The sequence below is a fragment of the Streptococcus sp. HF-1907 genome, assembly GCF_015594605.1.
In the GTDB taxonomy this organism is placed as follows: Bacteria; Bacillota; Bacilli; order Lactobacillales; family Streptococcaceae; genus Streptococcus.
Map to the genome: position 1 here is coordinate 1 of NZ_JADNQT010000023.1, position 16377 is coordinate 16377.

Consider the following 16377-nt stretch of genomic DNA (forward strand, 5'->3'; position numbering starts at 1 on the left):
AATTCGTTTCCATTATCTGCAGTTATGGACTTAATGGGATAAAGTTTCATACACTCTAAGACTGCTTGATTGACATACTCTGCTTTCTTTTCCACGAGTTTCTTTGTGACAGCATAGCGTGTTTGTCGTTCTACCAAGGTCAGAATAGAAGGTTCTCCTATTGTCTTTCCACCCAGAACAGAATCGATTTCCCAATCTCCAAAACGGGAACGATTATTGATTTCTTCTGGTCTTTCTTCAATTGACTTTCCTAGATGTTTCTTGGTAGAGGGGCGCTTGGTAAATTTCTTACGGATCCGCACTGCTCTTGGCAAATCAATGACCTTAATCTCTAACAATCCTTGATGGATATAGTTATAAAGCGTCTTGGTTGAAGGAACAACTACATCTACATGTTGGAGTCTATAGGTATGAACAAAGGTATCCACGCTATGCACCCTTGGTTTCTCTCTCATTGCTTCTGTAAATTCTCTCAGAAAGTCATCCGATACACAATCCAATTTCAAGTAATAGCTGTCTTCTCTAACATGACGATAACGGTTATGAGCAGCATCTGCATAATAGTGTTGGTAATAGACCTTCTTCCCATTTACTTTTTTCACTTGTGTTATGGAACCACGATTAATTTCACGAGTAATAGTAGAGCGATTTCTCCCTAGTCTACGAGCAATCTCAGCAGGTTTGAGTCCTACGCTTAAATAAGCTTCTATTTCCCCTCGCTCAGCTTGTTAGTGTAAAATAAATCTCGGAAAAGTCTTTACAAAATGAAAAAAGCCCTATATCCTAGGAAAAACACTACATTCCCCTAGAAAGATATAGAACTTATGACTATTGTAACAGAGATTTCCGAGATTTTAAAGTCTAGTAAGCATTTATCTGAACTTGAAGCTAAGATTATCAGTTTGATGAGAGAAGCAACGCGTTCCATTTTAAGTGAAAGACTAGAGAGTTTAGATAAAGAGTTGATTCAAGCCTATCTAACAGAAGGTTGGGAGATAGACCGTATAGAGGAACGGCAGCTAACTTTTTCATTTGGAGCCGTTAGTTTTAAAAGACACCGTCTCCGAAAGAGTGGTGAGAAGAGTTTCCTCAGGCTAGTGAGTGTTTGGAACTCTTAACGGATATTTCAATGAGTCATCAGACCGTTCACAAGGTAACACAGCGTGTGGCTGAAAAGATTTCTCAGAGTTATATCAATGATTGCCAAGAATTAAGGATCGTTATCACCAGAGTCACCTAGAGACAGCTTTCAGTCCTGCCGTTAAGATTTTAATGCGCCAGATTTTGAAGAAAGGTGAACACCAGCCCCACACCATTCCACAAGCTCATATAGCTTTAAATGGTGCTACAAGCACACCAATTGGATAACTTAAGAAGTGGATATAGGCATTTTTTCAACTTTCCGAGGTTAACTTGACACATACCCCACTAAAAATACTAACTAACAATCCATTAAAACATGATATAATAGTCAAGCAAAGTAAATTTAAGGAGAATCCTATCTTATGATGAACATGCAAAATATGATGCGTCAAGCTCAAAAGCTTCAAAAGCAAATGGAGAAAAAACAGGCTGAATTGTCTGAAACAACCTTTGTGGGCAAATCTGCTCAAGAGCTTGTAGTGGTGACCTTCACTGGCGATAAGAAACTCGTTTCTATCGACTACAAGGAAGCCGTTGTTGACCCTGACGACATCGAAACCCTTCAAGATATGACGACACAAGCTATCAATGACGCGCTTAACCAAGTTGACGAAGCCACTAAGAAAGTCATGGGGGCTTTCGCTGGTAAATTGCCATTCTAATAGTGAAAAGAATCTCCGCTGGACAAGCAACGGAGATTCTTTTTCTGCCTTTTTCTAAATTAAGGTAGTAACCGTTTAAATGACAATAAGGAAACTACACCTATCATCCACTCTAAGCCAAGTGCAGCAACGATTTTCAGACTGTCCGTACTAGACGAAATGTGCAGTAGCTTAAATGATGTCAGTCATTGTGACAATAGTTATAGAAAGTGTCATTAAGACAATCAAGAACTCAAACTCGTAAGGAGTTCCTCTGAAAACTCAGTCGCCAGACTCCCGCAAACTGGCGACAGACTAAAAACTCGATTTTCGGCTTCCCGCAAACCAGCGACAGGCTAAATACTCAGTTTTCGGCTTCTCGTAAATTGGTGGCAGACTAAAAACTCAGTTTTCAAGATATTGCTGGTCAGCCTGATGCCTCTTCTGTGATAGAGAGGTTCACGACAAAAGAACTAGAGGTTTGACGCTAAATTTTCCTCATTTCTCCTTAGCCAATTCAAGGCAGTAGGATTTTTGATGACAATGAGGGCAAGTGAGTTTGCGAGTCCGAGGTGTGTGATAGGAAAGGACGAAATCCTTCATACTGGGCTCAAAGGTCTGGTGGCAATTTGGACAGAGATAATAGACGTGTTTTTGATAATAACCAACGAGAAATTGTAGACTAACAAGAACGATAAGAATAATTCCTATCAGTAAAACAGGCGCTAGCCACGTGTGTTCAAACTGTTTGATGACAGCTATGGCAACATAGATAATAGCGACTAGCAATAGAACCGCTGCAAATACTTGCACTTGCAATCGACGCCAAAATTTTTGATTTTTCATGGTAAATGACAGGTCTGCTAGACTCTTAAACGAGTGATTGGGAGCTTTACGAACCTGTCCAAGTAGGTTGACACTTGTGTCAAGTTGATGTTTCACCTTTGCTGATTCTTCTCGGAGTTCTTTGATGTGCTCCTCGAGTAATATTTCAAGCACCGCTGGGGCATTGTCCTCTGCTAGCAGGCGCTTGATGGCCTCAATGGAGAAGTCCAAATCTCGCAAAAAGCAAATCAGCTTGAGGCGTTCCAAGTCTGAGTCTGTGTAAATTCGGCGTCCACCCTCTGTCAAGTCGGACGGCTGCAAGATGCCACGCCTATCGTAGTATTGTACCGTGCGGACAGACACGCCAGCAAGCTTAGCCAAATCGCCCGTTGAGTAAGTCTGAGACATGTCCTTCACCTCCTTTCTGCCCTCATTATAGGACAGGACCTAGGGTCACAAGCAAGCCCTGACCCTAGGTGATTTTTGATTTTTTTGGGAAATAGCAGAGCTATTATACTAACTGGTTTTTGTTATTTTCTTAGGTAGTGCGGACGCAAGCAGCTTCCTTCGAACGAATGAGAAAAGCTCTTTCCCTATTCCCAACCTCAAACAGCCTGAAAGACTGTTTGAGCAATCCTAATTTTCAAGCCTAAAGTCTCGAAAATCCCGTTCTTAGTGACACCTTCGTTGTCACTAAGAATTCCACTACGGCTAAAATATCGGGTTTAGCTCACTTCGTTCGCTCCTATCTGAATAGGTGTTTTCTCTTACGATGTCAATTCAGTTTTCGACTTTAATCTAGTATTAATCAAAAAGTCCGCCCAAGGCTGCAAATGGATTGTCGGTTACGACCTCTTCTTGTTGGGTCAGATAGGACTTGTTCTCATCAAATTCAAGGAATTTTTCATAGACAAGGGCTGTCATGCGTGCATCTTCTAGGCTGTTGTGCCCATGCCCTTTTATTCCTAAAAGGTCGGCTACACTGGTTAGTTTCAGATTGGCAATACCATTGAGGTCTGTACTGCGACGCTCAAAAGCTTCATCAAAAACATCTAGGGCATACTGGTCTTCTAGCGCCAGCCCATTTTCCAAAAGAAGAGGAAGGTCGCTCTTAATAGCGTTGTAGCCAATCAGGGGCGTATCGCCAACGAAGGTCTTGAAGTCAGCCATGACCGTCTCAATCTTCGGTGCCTTCTCAATCTTGTCAGCCGTGATGCCGGTCAAACCGTTGATGAAGCTTTGGAGGGGCACAGCCGTGTAAACATAAGTGTCAAAGCTGTCAACTTCCTCATGATTGCTAAACTTGACCGCTGATACCTGGATGATGTGACTAATGTCATCAACCGTATTAAACTCCAAATCAAAGGCAATATACTCTTGTAAATTTTCCATACTAATCTCCTAAAAAAGAGAGTGGAAGTTTCCTTCACAACTCTCTGGTTTCTATTTATTTCCACCAAACATACGTGCGAAAAATCCTTTTTTCGCTTCTTCTTCAAGTTGCTTGATTTCTTCAACTTTAGCTTCTTGGATTTCTTCAACCTCAGCCTTAGCTTCGCTCAATTCTAATTGAAGACGTTGACTGTCTTCCATAGCGGCTAGGGTTAATTGTTGTTGCTGGTCTAATTGCTTATCTTTTTCAGCAATTTGAACATCTTTCACGCGCAACTGCTCATCCTTAGATGAAATCTGCTGGTCTTTGGCACGCAATTGCTCATAGAGACGGGTGATTTCGGAGTTCTTTTCATCAACCAAGATTTCCAACAATTCACGGCGTGATGCTTCTTCATCTACAGGCTCTTCTTCAAGAATCGTCTTTTTGTAAATTTCTTCCAACTTGATAAGACCTTGCTTATTGACAACAGTCACACCTTTTTCATTTTTTTCAACATATTCTTCTGGGAGAGATTTGACACGATTGTTCATCGCTTGACGGCTGACTCCCAAGATTTCAGCTAATTCGCTGACGGTTTTTTCAACTGACATAATTTCCTCTTTTTATACTCAATATTCTTCTAAAGCATATCACAAAGACAAGTATCTGTCAATTTCCTGTCAAGTCAAGTGTCAATGAGATATTAGAAAATTGAAAAGTCTAACCATTTATGTCATAATAGACCAATAAGAAAAAGGAGTGTGAACATGCGCGACGATATCGTAATCAATGATAATGCTAAGGTGATTAGCCCAAAACTAATAGATACCCTTGAAACCATTTATGACCCAGAGCTTGAATTGGACATGTACAATTTAGGACTCATCTATGAAATCAATCTTGATGACAATGGTCATTGTAAGGTCATCATGACCTTCACTGAAGCAAGCTGCGGCTGTGCCGATACCATGCCTGTTGAAGTTGTCGAAAAACTAAAAACAATCGATGAAATCACATCCGCAGAAGTCGAAATTGTTTGGACACCTGCTTGGAAGATGACACGCATTAGCCGACTGGGACGAATTGCACTAGGAATCAGCCCTCGTATTGGAAAAAGTAGTCATAAACTATAAGAAAAAAAGAGTTGGTCGCCCAGCTCTTTTTCTATTCTATTATTTACCGCTTCGGTCTGTATTCCAGAAGTCTGTTACAGCACCTTTAGAAGCAGATGATACGATATGGGCATATTTACCAAGAACACCACGGCTGTAAAGTGGAGGCAATTCAGTCTCTGCTTTACGTTTCGCCAATTCTTCGTCAGAAACATGCATGGTAATTTCTTTGGTATCTTGGTCAACGGTCACTAGGTCACCTGTATGGAGGTAAGCAATTGGTCCACCGACCTGAGCTTCTGGCGCAATGTGTCCCACAACCAAGCCATAAGTACCGCCAGAGAAACGACCGTCCGTTAGAAGGGCGACCTTATCTCCTTGACCCTTACCAACAATCATTGATGAAAGTGAAAGCATTTCTGGCATACCAGGGCCACCTTTTGGTCCAACGAAACGTACGACAACTACATCTCCATCGACGATGTCGTCTGAAAGAACCGCTTCAATAGCAGCTTCTTCTGAGTCAAAAACCTTAGCAGGACCTGTGATATTACGAACTTTAACACCAGAAACCTTAGCAACGGCTCCTTCTGGTGCCAAGTTACCTTTAAGAATGATAAGTGGCCCATCAGCACGTTTTGGATGTTCCAAAGGCATGATGACTTTTTGACCTGGTGTCAAATCAGCAAAGTCTTCCAAGTTTTCAGCAACTGTCTTACCAGTACATGTGATACGGTCACCGTGCAAGAAACCATTTTTCAAGAGATATTTCATAACGGCTGGCACACCACCGACGTTGTAAAGGTCTTGGAAAACGTATTGTCCAGATGGTTTCAAGTCAGCCAAGTGAGGCACGCGCTCTTGGAAATCATTGAAGTCTTCAAGCGTCAAGTCAACGTTGGCAGCGTGAGCAATAGCAAGCAAGTGGAGGGTTGCATTGGTTGAACCACCAAGTGCCATAGTTACTGTGATGGCATCTTCAAAAGCTTCGCGGGTCAAGATGTCTGATGGTTTGAGTCCCATTTCAAGCATCTTGACAACAGCACGACCTGCTTCTTCAATGTCTGCTTTTTTCTCGGCTGATTCAGCTGGGTGTGATGATGAACCTGGAAGACTCATACCCATGACCTCGATAGCTGTCGCCATAGTGTTAGCCGTGTACATACCACCGCAACCACCAGGGCCAGGGCAGGCATTACATTCAAGCGCCTTGACTTCTTCAGCTGTCATGTCGCCATTATTCCAGTGACCAATCCCTTCAAAAACAGAAACTAGGTCAATATCTTTACCGTCAAGATTACCTGGTGCGATAGTTCCACCGTAGGCAAAGATAGCTGGAATATCCATGTTGGCAATAGCAATCATTGAACCAGGCATATTTTTATCACAGCCACCGATAGCAACAAAGGCATCCACATTATGTCCACCCATAGCTGCTTCGATAGAGTCAGCAATGATGTCACGAGATGTCAATGAAAAGCGCATGCCAGGTGTTCCCATAGCAATTCCGTCCGCAACGGTGATGGTTCCGTATTGAACAGGCCAAGCGCCAGCTGATTTCACACCCTCTTTGGTAATTTTTCCAAAATCATGAAGGTGAATGTTACAAGGCGTATTTTCAGCCCAAGTTGAAATAACCCCAACAATCGGTTTTTCAAAATCTTCGTCAGTCATTCCAGTCGCACGAAGCATGGCACGGTTGGGAGACTTCACCATGCTATCATATACGCTAGAACGATGACGTTCAGTAGTCAATTTATGTGTATCGGTCATAAGTCAGCCTCTCTCTTTTTAAAGTGATTCTATTTTATCATATTTTCCCATAAAATAGCGAATAAATAGAAAATTCTCACCTAACCATTTTCACGATAAATTGAGCAACAATATGCTACAATAGGACTATGAAACATTACGATACGATTATTATTGGTGGCGGGCCTGCCGGCATGATGGCTGCCATCTCATCAAGCTACTACGGCCTCAAGACCCTCCTCATTGAAAAAAATAAGCGTCTGGGCAAGAAGCTAGCAGGCACTGGTGGTGGACGCTGCAACGTTACCAACAGTGGCACCCTAGACGACCTCATAGCAGGCATTCCAGGCAACGGACGTTTCCTTTACAGCGTTTTTTCCCAGTTCGATAACCACGATATCATCCGTTTTTTTGAAGAAAATGGCGTGGCGCTAAAAGAAGAAGACCATGGGCGCATGTTCCCGACAACGGATAAATCCCGAACCATCATCAGCGCTCTAGATGCAAAAATCCATGAACTTGGTGGTACTGTCCTGACTAATACAGAAGTGGTCTCCGTCAAAAAGTTTGATGAGCGTTTCCACATCAAGTCTAAATATGACGAGTTCACCTGCGACAAACTCATTGTCACAACTGGTGGCAAATCTTACCCATCCACAGGCTCAACAGGCTTTGGTCATGACATTGCTCGCCATTTTAAAATGGAAGTCACAGACTTAGAGGCTGCTGAAAGTCCCCTTTTAACCGATTTTCCTCATAAAAAATTACAGGGAATTTCACTGGACGACATCACCATCACCTACGACAAGTACGTCATCACCCACGACCTACTCTTTACCCATTTTGGTTTGTCAGGGCCTGCTGCTCAGCGTATTTCCAGTTTTGTCAAAGGTGGCAAAACGATTTTCATCGACTTTCTTCCTGACAAGAGCAAGACTGATTTAGAAAAGTACTTACAAGCAGAACGTGAAAAATCTGTAAAAAATGCTCTTCGAGGACTTCTTCCGGAGCGCCTAGCCGAATTTCTCGCCGAAGACTTAGCTGATAAAGTCAAGCAGCTATCCGCCAAAGATATGGGAGACCTATTAGAAAATATTAAAAATTATCCTATCCAGGTCACTGGCAAAATGTCGCTAGCCAAATCCTTCGTCACCAAAGGCGGAGTCGACCTGAAAGAAATCAACCCTAAAACGCTAGAAAGTAAGAAAGTTCCTGGACTTCATTTTGCTGGAGAAGTTTTGGATATCAATGCGCACACAGGTGGCTTTAACATTACAGCAGCCCTCTGTTCTGGCTGGGTCGCTGGTAGTTTGCATTATTAAAGTTCAATTATCGAGATTGGAGTAGTGAGCAGTCAATGATTACTATTTCGGTCTCTTTTTAGAATTTCTTGATTATCCAAAAAATTCTAAACATTTCAATCTTTAAACTATTTTTTGCTATAATAGTCTCAATACCTTATTTTACTGGGAGTTATTATGGCAGATGCAAAAAGTTTACTAAAACAGATTTATACTTCACACCTCAAGGAGAATCCTGAATTATTTGTCGGTGTTGAACTCGAATTTCCTATCGTTAACCTGAGCGGACAGGCTACTGACACAAGTGTGACTAAAGCTCTGCTTGCCTTCCTTTCTCAATCAGAACACATGGAAATTGAAAAATATGATTTAGATGGAAATATTATCCAAATCCATCATAAGCTAACTGACGATTGTATTCTTTTTGAAGTTTCCTATAATCTCATCGAATTTGCCTTTGGTAAAGCCAATTCTATCCCAGAGGTTGACCAGCGTTTTCAATCTTATTTAAAGATTTGCCAAGATTTTTTGGGACAGCACAACCATGCCATCCAGGGAAAAGGGATTCATCCTCAATGGCAAATCAACGATAACAGCCCCGTCAAAACCGCCCGCTATCAGATGCTAATGGCTTTCCTAAACTTATCCACAAGCGGAGCCCATCCTAATCTTCATGTCTATCCACAATATGGAAGCTTCATCTGTGGAAATCAGGTCCAGCTGGATGTCCCTAGACAAGAATTAATTGCCAGTCTCAACCTGTTCAATTTGATTGAGCCTGCCAAAGCCTACCTTTTCGCCAATTCCACTTTTGACGGAGAGGATTGGGATACTGCCATTGCTCGCGATATTTTCTGGGAAAATTCCATGCACGGGCTGCTGCCAGAAAATATCGGACTCTTCCCAGAAACTTTTAAAACCGAGGAAGACTTCTGGGAATATCTGTCACAATCAGCTATGTTCTCCGTAGAACGTGATGGAAACTACTTCTTTTTCCCACCGCTATCTGTGGCAGACTTTTTAAAGACGGAGCAAATCACCGTCCTTGACACCGACGGACAAAAGCATATCATCATTCCAGAAGAAGCCGACCTCAAGCAGCATCGTAGCTATCACTACCAGGATTTGACCAAGCGCGGGACTATTGAATTTCGAAGCGTTTGTGCTCAGCCTTTAGAGCAGACCTTCACCCCTACTGCCTTTCATTTGGGACTTTTTGTCAATCTTGAAGCTCTCAAATCATTTGTCCAGAAATCTGACTTTTTAAAAGCCTATCCCATGACTGCTAAAGACCGTCGTCGCTACTTCTCGCGCAAGCAATTGTCCCCAAAAGACCAAGAAGCTATTCATAACTTCGCTAGGGAGCTGGTCGCAATCGCTAAGGAGGGGCTCCAAAAAAGAGGCTTTGGAGAAGAAGCCTACCTCCAAAACCTCATCTAAACTATCCTTTATGGGGACTTTTTGTCTGCATTCAAAAAGCTCTATAATCTCTACAGTGGTTTTACCCACTACAGTTGACAAAGAGCCTAATAAAAAAGCCACCATATGGTGACTTCATTCTTATCTACTTCTTCTCACCCTAGCCAGTCTTTTTCTTTGGCAATGCGGACGGCTTCTGTTCGATTACCTGCATCAAGTTTGGTCAGGATAGCTGTCATGTAATTTCGGACGGTTCCATTTGAAAGAAAGAGGCTTTCAGCAATTTCTTGGTTGGTTGACCCTTGAGCCACCATGGCCAAGACTTCTTGTTCACGTTGGCTGAGTGGGTTATTGTCAAACGCGACACCTTCAACCAACTCTGGTGAGTACTCCTTGTGACCTGCTAGGACGGTATGGATGGTCGCCATGAGGTCACTGATGGAACGTTCTTTGAGCACATAGGCATCCACGTGAGCTGCGAGGGCTCGTTTAAAATAGCCTTTACGTTTGAAAGTAGTCACAATGACGACCTTTATTTCACTTTGATTGGCACGGATCCACTCAAGGACATCAAGTCCGGTCTTTATTGGCATTTCAATGTCTAAAATAGCTACGTCGACCTCTTCTTTTTCCAAGAAAGTAATGGCTTCTTGGCCATCACTGGCCGCATGGACATCTTCGACATCGTCCTCCAGCATGAGGAGTTGGCAGAGGGCATCCCTCAACATTGACTGATCTTCAGCGACTAATAATTTCATGCTTTTCCTCCCTCTTTCAAATGCACACGAATAATGGTTGGGTGCGATTGAGACAGGATTTCCAAATCTCCATCTACCAAACTGAGGCGCTCTCTGATACTTTGTAGCTCTTGTCCTGTGACTTCCTTAAACCCGCAACCATCATCTTCAAACTCAAGAATAATACCACGATTACGGCTAAGACGAATCTGACAGCTATCAGCCTGACTATGTTTAATGACATTATTGGCCAGTTCACGAAGTACCATAGATAAGGTAGACTGAATAACTGGTGACAGGCTGTCTAAGTCAAGACTGCTGTCCACGGTCAAGACGATATCCGATAGGTCAAAGAGCCGCTCAAGTTCTAGCAACTCCTCAGCTACAGTTCGATACTTGAGCTGATTGACAATTTCACGCACCTCGTACATGGAGTCACGGCTAATTTGGTTCAATTCTTCCAGATTCTTCCTAGCAGCATCATACTGCTCCTTGTCCATCTGTTTCAGAGCCAACTCGGTTTTGAGGCTCATCATGGCAAAGGTGTGTCCCAAGGTATCATGCAAATCACGACCAATACGATTGCGCTCATTTTCAGCCGACAGGATATTGATGGTCCGGTTCTGCTCTGCAAGGGCTTCTTCCATCTTTCTCTCCTGACGTATACGGTTTTGATAATAGTACATTCCCAACGAAAAGAGGAGAATAGCCATAGACATGAGGTGGGTACTCAAATCGTCTGTCAATAAGAAGGATGATGACATCAAAATCAAGAGTGTCGCTAGAAAGGATAAGAATCGATAAGATGATATGCTATCCTCAAAGCGCCAAACGAGAAGATTGACGTTGAAAAAAACAAACCACATCATGCCACCTTCGATGCAAATGGACATAAAGATAATGTAAGCTAGAGTGTAAAACCACAGAAAGGGGATCCACTTGCTATAGGCTTTTTTCAAATATACCATAAGGAGATAAGAGATAGTAAACAGTCCTGTCAAAACTAGGGTCCAAACTGGATAATACCCACCAAAGACTCCCAATACTGGGAAGATAAGGAAAATAAGACTAGCAAAATAAGCGAAATCATTTTTCTGGTAGGTTCTAAACATGGTCACTTTCTCTGTAAGATTTGATAAAAAGGGCTAAGCCTGTAGCTATTGTAGCATAGACCAAGATAAAAATGAGTGATTTCCATGAAAATTCACCTTTTTTCGCAAAATTGACTACCAATTGATTGATATGATAGATGGGTGTCCACTCAGAAATGTGCTGAACCCATTTTGGAAACAATGTTACTGGCATCCAAGAGCCACCAATAATAGCTAGCCCAAGAAAGACGATATTTCCAACGATAGCCATGATTTGTTGAGATTTAATTTGGGCTAGGAGCAAGCCAAAGGATAAGAAGACTAGGCTTGACAAGAGTAACAGAGCACCTGAACCGAGCCAATGTGTGAATGGCATCTCAACATCACGCACAAAAGCTCCCACACAGAAAGTCACTAGGATAGCTACCATAAAGTTCATAAGAACACGGAATATTTTAGAGAGATAATAGGCCTGAATACTGATTTTTGAATGTTCAATATAGGTTAGCCAATGCTCCGTTTGGTCCTCTTTAAGCATGTAGGGAAAGGTAAAGAAGCCAAAGCTGGACATAGAGAATCCTGTCATGGTCAACATATAAGACAAGATAACGGCTTTTTGTGACTCTGGGTCAGGACTCATTTCCATACCTGAGTACAAGAGGAAAAATCCGACGGGCATTCCGATAGACATGATAAAGACAGGCCAACTGCGCCATGTTTTTATCCATTCGATTTTAAGTAGTGCTTGCATTACTTGTCCTCCCTTGTGCTATCAAATAGGCTATCTAAAAGTGTCTTATTTTGAATTTCAATGTCAGAAATGCGACATCCTTGAGCTTGTAAACTACTCCAAATATTTTCAATATCTTTAGTCATAAAGGTTACAACATCACGTTTTTCAGTTACTTCATATATTGCTGCCAGTTTATCAAGACTTGGTGCAAAGCGACTTGGTAAAGTGACTTGTTTTTCCTTTTCCTCGCTACGCATGGCATGTGGCGTAGTATCCCTGATAAGTTTCCCCTGATGAAGGACCAAGATACGATCAGCTGTGTGTTCTACTTCTTCAATATAGTGGGATGAATAGAGGATGGTGACACCTGACTTTTTCAGATCATTGATGATTTCCCAAAAGCGTTGGCGTGTTGTAGTATCCATCCCTGCTGTCGGCTCATCTAAAAAGAGAATGTCAGGCTTGCCAATTAGACAGAGGACAAAGGCAAGAAGACGTTTCTGTCCACCTGAGAGTTTGTCCGCAAACTGCTGATACTGGTCGTCCTTGAATTGTAAGAGTTCTTGAATCTCTTCTTTAGATAATACATTTTCAGAAATATCTTGGAAAAAAGCAATCAGTTCCTTGACTTTTAATTGTGAGGGAATGGTATTTTCTTGGAGAAGAACCGCAATTTGATCTTGCGCCTTCCCCTTTTTGCCCTTGATAAAGACTTGACCACTACTGGCTTTCTTATCACCAAGAATACAGGACATTAAGGTCGTCTTACCGGCACCGTTGGGCCCAATTAAGGCAAGACAGTCGCCTTGCCCCACCTCAAAGCTAATATGGTCTAAAATCGTTTTCCCTTTGATCTTTTTGACAAGATTTGTGACTTGAAGGACTGCTTCACTCATGTTTGTGATTTCCTTTCTTTTGGTAGAAGGCTAAAAAGACATAACAGGCTGCAACTGAGACGCCCATAACACTGTAGAGACTATCACTGCTGCCATGAAGTAGGTCATAGGCAAAGAGAATGGTCCAAATTGCCGCTAGGAGCATAATGCTCAGTATTTTCAATAGTTTCATGCTGAATCTCCTAGTTTCTCAATTCATTAATGACAAGGTCGATAAAACTTTTAGCCATAGTGATGAGAATGTAGGCTGAGATAGACAAGCTAATAATCATGCCAAGATTTGAGAAGATAGCTTCAAAGTTGCCTTTTTCAAAGATATCAGTAAACATGCTAAGTCCAGCAAAGATAGTTGCAATAACTGCGTAGATAAGGTAAGATGTTTTGATTTTCATGAGATGACCTCTTTTGTTTTTTATTATTTCTAAGTTATGACTAAAGTATATCTTTTCAGTCACTCTCTTTTTAGCACCAGATGTCATGACATGATATGACATTTGTCATATGATATAAAAAAGCCGACCCAAGTGTCAGCTTTTCATTTATCCTAATGACTATTTTTTGAATGGTTCTTCCACCATGATGAAAGGATAGAACCTGAGATATTGTGCCAAATACTAAAGATAGTTGATGGGATGGCAGCTTGTGGCACAAAATATTTCATGGCAAGCGTTGCCCCCAAACTTGAGTCTTGCATACCCACTTCGAAGGTGATGGCTTTTTGTTGAGGTTCTTCCAAACCAAGGAGTTTTGAAAATCCAAAACCAAGGGCATAACCACAAAGATTGTGGAGCATGACAACTGGAATGACAAGAGCTGTCGCTGCTGTGAAAATATTGGCATGATTGGCAGAAACAACTGCCCCAACAATCAAGAGGATGGCAGCCTGTGAAATCAAAGGCATTATCTTAATGATGGCATCGATTTTCTTACCAAAAATAGAGTGGATAACCACACCCAAGATAATAGGAACAACAACGATACGCAAGGTACTAAGGAAAAGGTTTTGTGCAGACACACTGACATAATGACCAGCCAAGAAGGACAAGAGCGTTGGAATCATGAGTGGTGCCAAAAGAGTTGAAAGGGTTTCGATGGAAACATCCAAGGCAACATCCCCACCTGAAAGAAAGGCCATGACACTGGATGAAGTTCCGCTCGGACAAGACCCAACTAGGATAACACCTGCTGCTGTCGCACCCTTAAGATGGAAAATCATACAGAGCAGCCAAGCCAAACCAGGCATGATGACATAGTGAGCAACAGTCCCTAGGATAACAGGGATTGGACGCTTAGCAATACGCTTGAAATCCTCAGTGGTCAAAGTAAGCCCCATACCAAAGAGAATCAAACCAAGCAAGTAGGCCGTATTGGGAATGACCCAACTACTTGTTGCTGGAAGGGCGTAATTAAAGACAGCCCAGAGAATAACAGCTACAGTAAACCATTTGCTGAGCCATTTACTAAAAGATACAAGTGCTTCCATAATGAAACCTTCTTTCTATTTTCACGATATAGTATAGCACTTTCATTTTGAATTTCAAGTTGTATTTGGAATTTTCTGAAATTAATTTCAAAAAAATAAACCCTCGCACTTGAATTGCGAGAGTTTAGAGATTGCTATCACACTTAAGCCTTGCCTTCCGACTCCTCTTCAAATTTCTGAATCCGTTCTTCCCCCCACCACAGTGGTAACAATTCCCCCAGAGTGATGGTTTGACGTGTCTCGTAATCAACCATAAACTCCAAGTTACGATTATCGGGATGGAGCTCCACTAGGAATTCCCGACAGGCTCCACAAGGCATACCAGACGGTCCACCATGAGGTGGCTGGTCACGAAAGGCGATAATACGCTTTACCTTGGTCTGACCAGTCTTTTGATACATATTGAAAAGGGCCGCCCTTTCGGCACAAAGATGGAAAACACCACAAGTTCCTTCCATACAAAAGCCAGTGAAGATTTGTCCATCTTCAGCCTCCACCGCAGCCACGACATGCTTAGCATAGACAAAGTCTGAGACTTCCTGAGGCTGATACAAGGCTTGAGTCTGTTCATACATTTTTTACCAAATATCCATTTTTTTCTCCTTTTCACTCATATGTGTGACTTCCTTTCTTTGGGTATCGTTTCATGTTATTGGACAAGTAAAGTTCCGTAACAGATTGGCCCTAATACTCTACTGTCAACTCTGTACATAAGAGACTTCCGTTCAGATGAAGCCTTGTTTCTACCTGATCTAGATTAGATTCAAAACGATTCACCTTGACAGATGATAGGGGATGTGAGATTCCAGTAGTATCCATGACACAACCTTGAGGAAGTCGGATATGGATTTCACCAAACTTAGCATCAATATTTACAGCCACTCGGTCTGACGCAAACTTAGCCTGACCCAAATCCAGCCAAAGTTCGCCAAAAACCAGATTCATATCCACCGTTTCGACTTCTTGAGAATAGATCCGATACCTATCCTAAGCCATATAGGTCTTAACAGAAATATGAGGTCCTTCTTGGTCATTTTTATTAACCTTATAGTCTTTAGTGAGACCTTTCTTTTGATGACTACCAAAGAGAAACTCTAAGGCCAAACCCATTAAAAAGATACCGCTAAAGAGATTCCACTGTGCAAAATCAATATTTAGCAAATCATGAAGATATGGTGACAAGAAAGCCAAACCCAGAAAAATGAGTAGAGGTCGCTTATTCAAAATACCAAAACTAAAGAAGACAAGCAAAAAAATCAGGTTATAATTGATCAACTGCCAAAAATCAGGAATAAAGGCACTAGCGATAAAACAAGCCGCCAGTATAAGCAAGACGAAAGTCCAAGCATTAAACCGTTTCATAAGAAAACTCCTTTCTATTAAATGATTGTAATTTCCTAATTATTTTCACTATCAGTATAGCACTAATCGTAAACGCATTCAATGTTATGTTAGAAGAATTTGAAAGAAAAAAAGAGCTTTCGCTCTTTCATCATTTTCAGGCTCTATAATTTCTGTAGTGGGTAAAACCACTGTAGAGATTATAGAGCTTTTTGAATGCAGACAAAAAGTCCCATAAGAACTATAATGAAAAGCAAGCAAACTATCATTAGGAAGAACTTATGAGACTTATTAAGAATACCACAGAATTAATCGGAATTAAAGACCCTAACATCATTATTTCTCTTGTTTTTGAAACTGATACTCATATCGAAATTCATGCAAAACTGGATTATTCTGCACCACCATGCCCTCATTGCCAAAGAAAGATGATCAAATATGACTTTCAAAAATCTTCTAAAATCCCTCTTCTCGAACAAGCTGGAACACCTACACTATTACGTCTTAAAAAGCGTCGTTTCCAGTGTA

General features: G+C 41.6%; 21 protein-coding genes and 1 pseudogene. 7 read left to right on the forward strand and 15 right to left on the reverse strand.

What is annotated here, in order from left to right:
- A pseudogene (locus tag IYQ92_RS09475) lies at positions 1 to 728 on the reverse strand (IS30 family transposase); the annotation flags it as partial.
- A gap of 96 nt (positions 729 to 824) precedes the next feature.
- On the opposite strand from IYQ92_RS09475, the gene IYQ92_RS09480 reads away from it, so the two are divergent.
- From IYQ92_RS09480 to IYQ92_RS09490, 3 genes are all read left to right on the forward strand, one after another.
- Positions 825 to 1118 (forward strand): UPF0236 family transposase-like protein, encoded by a 294-nt coding sequence (locus IYQ92_RS09480; RefSeq protein WP_195676421.1) that lies wholly within the window; start codon positions 825 to 827, stop codon positions 1116 to 1118.
- 82 nt (positions 1119 to 1200) lie between these two features.
- Entirely contained in the window at positions 1201 to 1368 is a 168-nt protein-coding gene (locus IYQ92_RS09485) for a hypothetical protein (protein ID WP_195676438.1), read from the forward strand.
- A 137-nt stretch (positions 1369 to 1505) separates the two neighbouring features.
- Positions 1506 to 1805, forward strand: coding sequence for a YbaB/EbfC family nucleoid-associated protein (locus tag IYQ92_RS09490; RefSeq protein ID WP_195676422.1), 300 nt, complete (start codon positions 1506 to 1508; stop codon positions 1803 to 1805).
- A gap of 477 nt (positions 1806 to 2282) precedes the next feature.
- Here IYQ92_RS09490 and IYQ92_RS09495 read toward each other — a convergent pair whose 3' ends face one another.
- The 3 genes from IYQ92_RS09495 to IYQ92_RS09505 form a co-directional block, all read right to left on the reverse strand.
- Positions 2283 to 3017 (reverse strand): MerR family transcriptional regulator, encoded by a 735-nt coding sequence (locus tag IYQ92_RS09495; RefSeq protein ID WP_195676423.1) that lies wholly within the window; start codon positions 3015 to 3017, stop codon positions 2283 to 2285.
- Positions 3018 to 3413: 396 nt separating this feature from the next.
- The gene (locus tag IYQ92_RS09500; RefSeq protein ID WP_195676424.1) at positions 3414 to 4001 is read right to left on the reverse strand and encodes a 3'-5' exonuclease; all 588 of its coding nucleotides are present in this window, start codon (positions 3999 to 4001) and stop codon (positions 3414 to 3416) included.
- Between the two features lie 51 nt (positions 4002 to 4052).
- A complete protein-coding gene (locus IYQ92_RS09505) occupies positions 4053 to 4595 on the reverse strand; it encodes a DUF536 domain-containing protein (RefSeq protein WP_195676425.1) in 543 nt (180 codons plus the stop codon).
- Between the two features lie 156 nt (positions 4596 to 4751).
- Here IYQ92_RS09505 and IYQ92_RS09510 point away from each other — a divergent pair, with 156 nt between their 5' ends.
- Positions 4752 to 5117, forward strand: a complete 366-nt coding sequence (locus tag IYQ92_RS09510) for a metal-sulfur cluster assembly factor (protein ID WP_195676426.1) — start codon at positions 4752 to 4754, stop codon at positions 5115 to 5117.
- A gap of 39 nt (positions 5118 to 5156) precedes the next feature.
- On the opposite strand, the gene ilvD is transcribed toward IYQ92_RS09510, so the two are convergent.
- On the reverse strand, positions 5157 to 6869 hold the full coding sequence (gene ilvD / locus IYQ92_RS09515; RefSeq protein ID WP_195676427.1) for a dihydroxy-acid dehydratase: 1713 nt from the start codon (positions 6867 to 6869) through the stop codon (positions 5157 to 5159).
- Positions 6870 to 6997: 128 nt separating this feature from the next.
- On the opposite strand from ilvD, the gene IYQ92_RS09520 reads away from it, so the two are divergent.
- Positions 6998 to 8170, forward strand: a complete 1173-nt coding sequence (locus tag IYQ92_RS09520; RefSeq protein WP_195676428.1) for an NAD(P)/FAD-dependent oxidoreductase — start codon at positions 6998 to 7000, stop codon at positions 8168 to 8170.
- A 156-nt stretch (positions 8171 to 8326) separates the two neighbouring features.
- Entirely contained in the window at positions 8327 to 9589 is a 1263-nt protein-coding gene (locus IYQ92_RS09525; RefSeq protein WP_195676429.1) for a gamma-glutamylcysteine synthetase, read from the forward strand.
- Between the two features lie 134 nt (positions 9590 to 9723).
- On the opposite strand, the gene IYQ92_RS09530 is transcribed toward IYQ92_RS09525, so the two are convergent.
- From IYQ92_RS09530 to IYQ92_RS10405, 10 genes are all read right to left on the reverse strand, one after another.
- On the reverse strand, positions 9724 to 10326 hold the full coding sequence (locus IYQ92_RS09530) for a response regulator transcription factor (RefSeq protein ID WP_195676430.1): 603 nt from the start codon (positions 10324 to 10326) through the stop codon (positions 9724 to 9726).
- The gene (locus tag IYQ92_RS09535) at positions 10323 to 11417 is read right to left on the reverse strand and encodes a sensor histidine kinase (protein WP_195676431.1); all 1095 of its coding nucleotides are present in this window, start codon (positions 11415 to 11417) and stop codon (positions 10323 to 10325) included. Before IYQ92_RS09535 ends, IYQ92_RS09530 begins: the two co-directional genes overlap by 4 nt.
- Positions 11410 to 12147: an ABC transporter permease gene (locus IYQ92_RS09540; protein ID WP_195676432.1), complete on the reverse strand. Its 738-nt coding sequence runs from the start codon at positions 12145 to 12147 to the stop codon at positions 11410 to 11412. The genes IYQ92_RS09535 and IYQ92_RS09540 overlap by 8 nt, the downstream gene beginning before the upstream one ends.
- Complete coding sequence (locus IYQ92_RS09545; RefSeq protein ID WP_195676433.1) at positions 12147 to 13025, reverse strand: ABC transporter ATP-binding protein; 879 nt, start codon at positions 13023 to 13025, stop codon at positions 12147 to 12149. The genes IYQ92_RS09540 and IYQ92_RS09545 overlap by 1 nt, the downstream gene beginning before the upstream one ends.
- The gene (locus IYQ92_RS09550; RefSeq protein WP_195676434.1) at positions 13018 to 13197 is read right to left on the reverse strand and encodes a hypothetical protein; all 180 of its coding nucleotides are present in this window, start codon (positions 13195 to 13197) and stop codon (positions 13018 to 13020) included. The genes IYQ92_RS09545 and IYQ92_RS09550 overlap by 8 nt, the downstream gene beginning before the upstream one ends.
- Before the next feature lie 10 nt (positions 13198 to 13207).
- Positions 13208 to 13417 carry a hypothetical protein gene (locus IYQ92_RS09555; protein ID WP_195676435.1) on the reverse strand — a complete coding sequence of 70 codons (210 nt, stop codon included), beginning with the start codon at positions 13415 to 13417 and terminating at the stop codon, positions 13208 to 13210.
- Between the two features lie 152 nt (positions 13418 to 13569).
- Positions 13570 to 14508 (reverse strand): bile acid:sodium symporter family protein, encoded by a 939-nt coding sequence (locus IYQ92_RS09560; RefSeq protein WP_195676436.1) that lies wholly within the window; start codon positions 14506 to 14508, stop codon positions 13570 to 13572.
- 143 nt (positions 14509 to 14651) lie between these two features.
- Positions 14652 to 15083 carry a cytidine deaminase family protein gene (locus tag IYQ92_RS09565; RefSeq protein ID WP_229311376.1) on the reverse strand — a complete coding sequence of 144 codons (432 nt, stop codon included), beginning with the start codon at positions 15081 to 15083 and terminating at the stop codon, positions 14652 to 14654.
- Between the two features lie 109 nt (positions 15084 to 15192).
- A complete protein-coding gene (locus IYQ92_RS10400) occupies positions 15193 to 15459 on the reverse strand; it encodes a hypothetical protein (protein WP_229311377.1) in 267 nt (88 codons plus the stop codon).
- A gap of 36 nt (positions 15460 to 15495) precedes the next feature.
- Positions 15496 to 15870, reverse strand: a complete 375-nt coding sequence (locus IYQ92_RS10405; protein WP_229311378.1) for a hypothetical protein — start codon at positions 15868 to 15870, stop codon at positions 15496 to 15498.
- Between the two features lie 260 nt (positions 15871 to 16130).
- Here IYQ92_RS10405 and IYQ92_RS09575 point away from each other — a divergent pair.
- Positions 16131 to 16377, forward strand: a 247-nt coding sequence (locus tag IYQ92_RS09575) for a transposase family protein (protein WP_195676437.1), incomplete at its 3' end; no start/stop codon positions are given.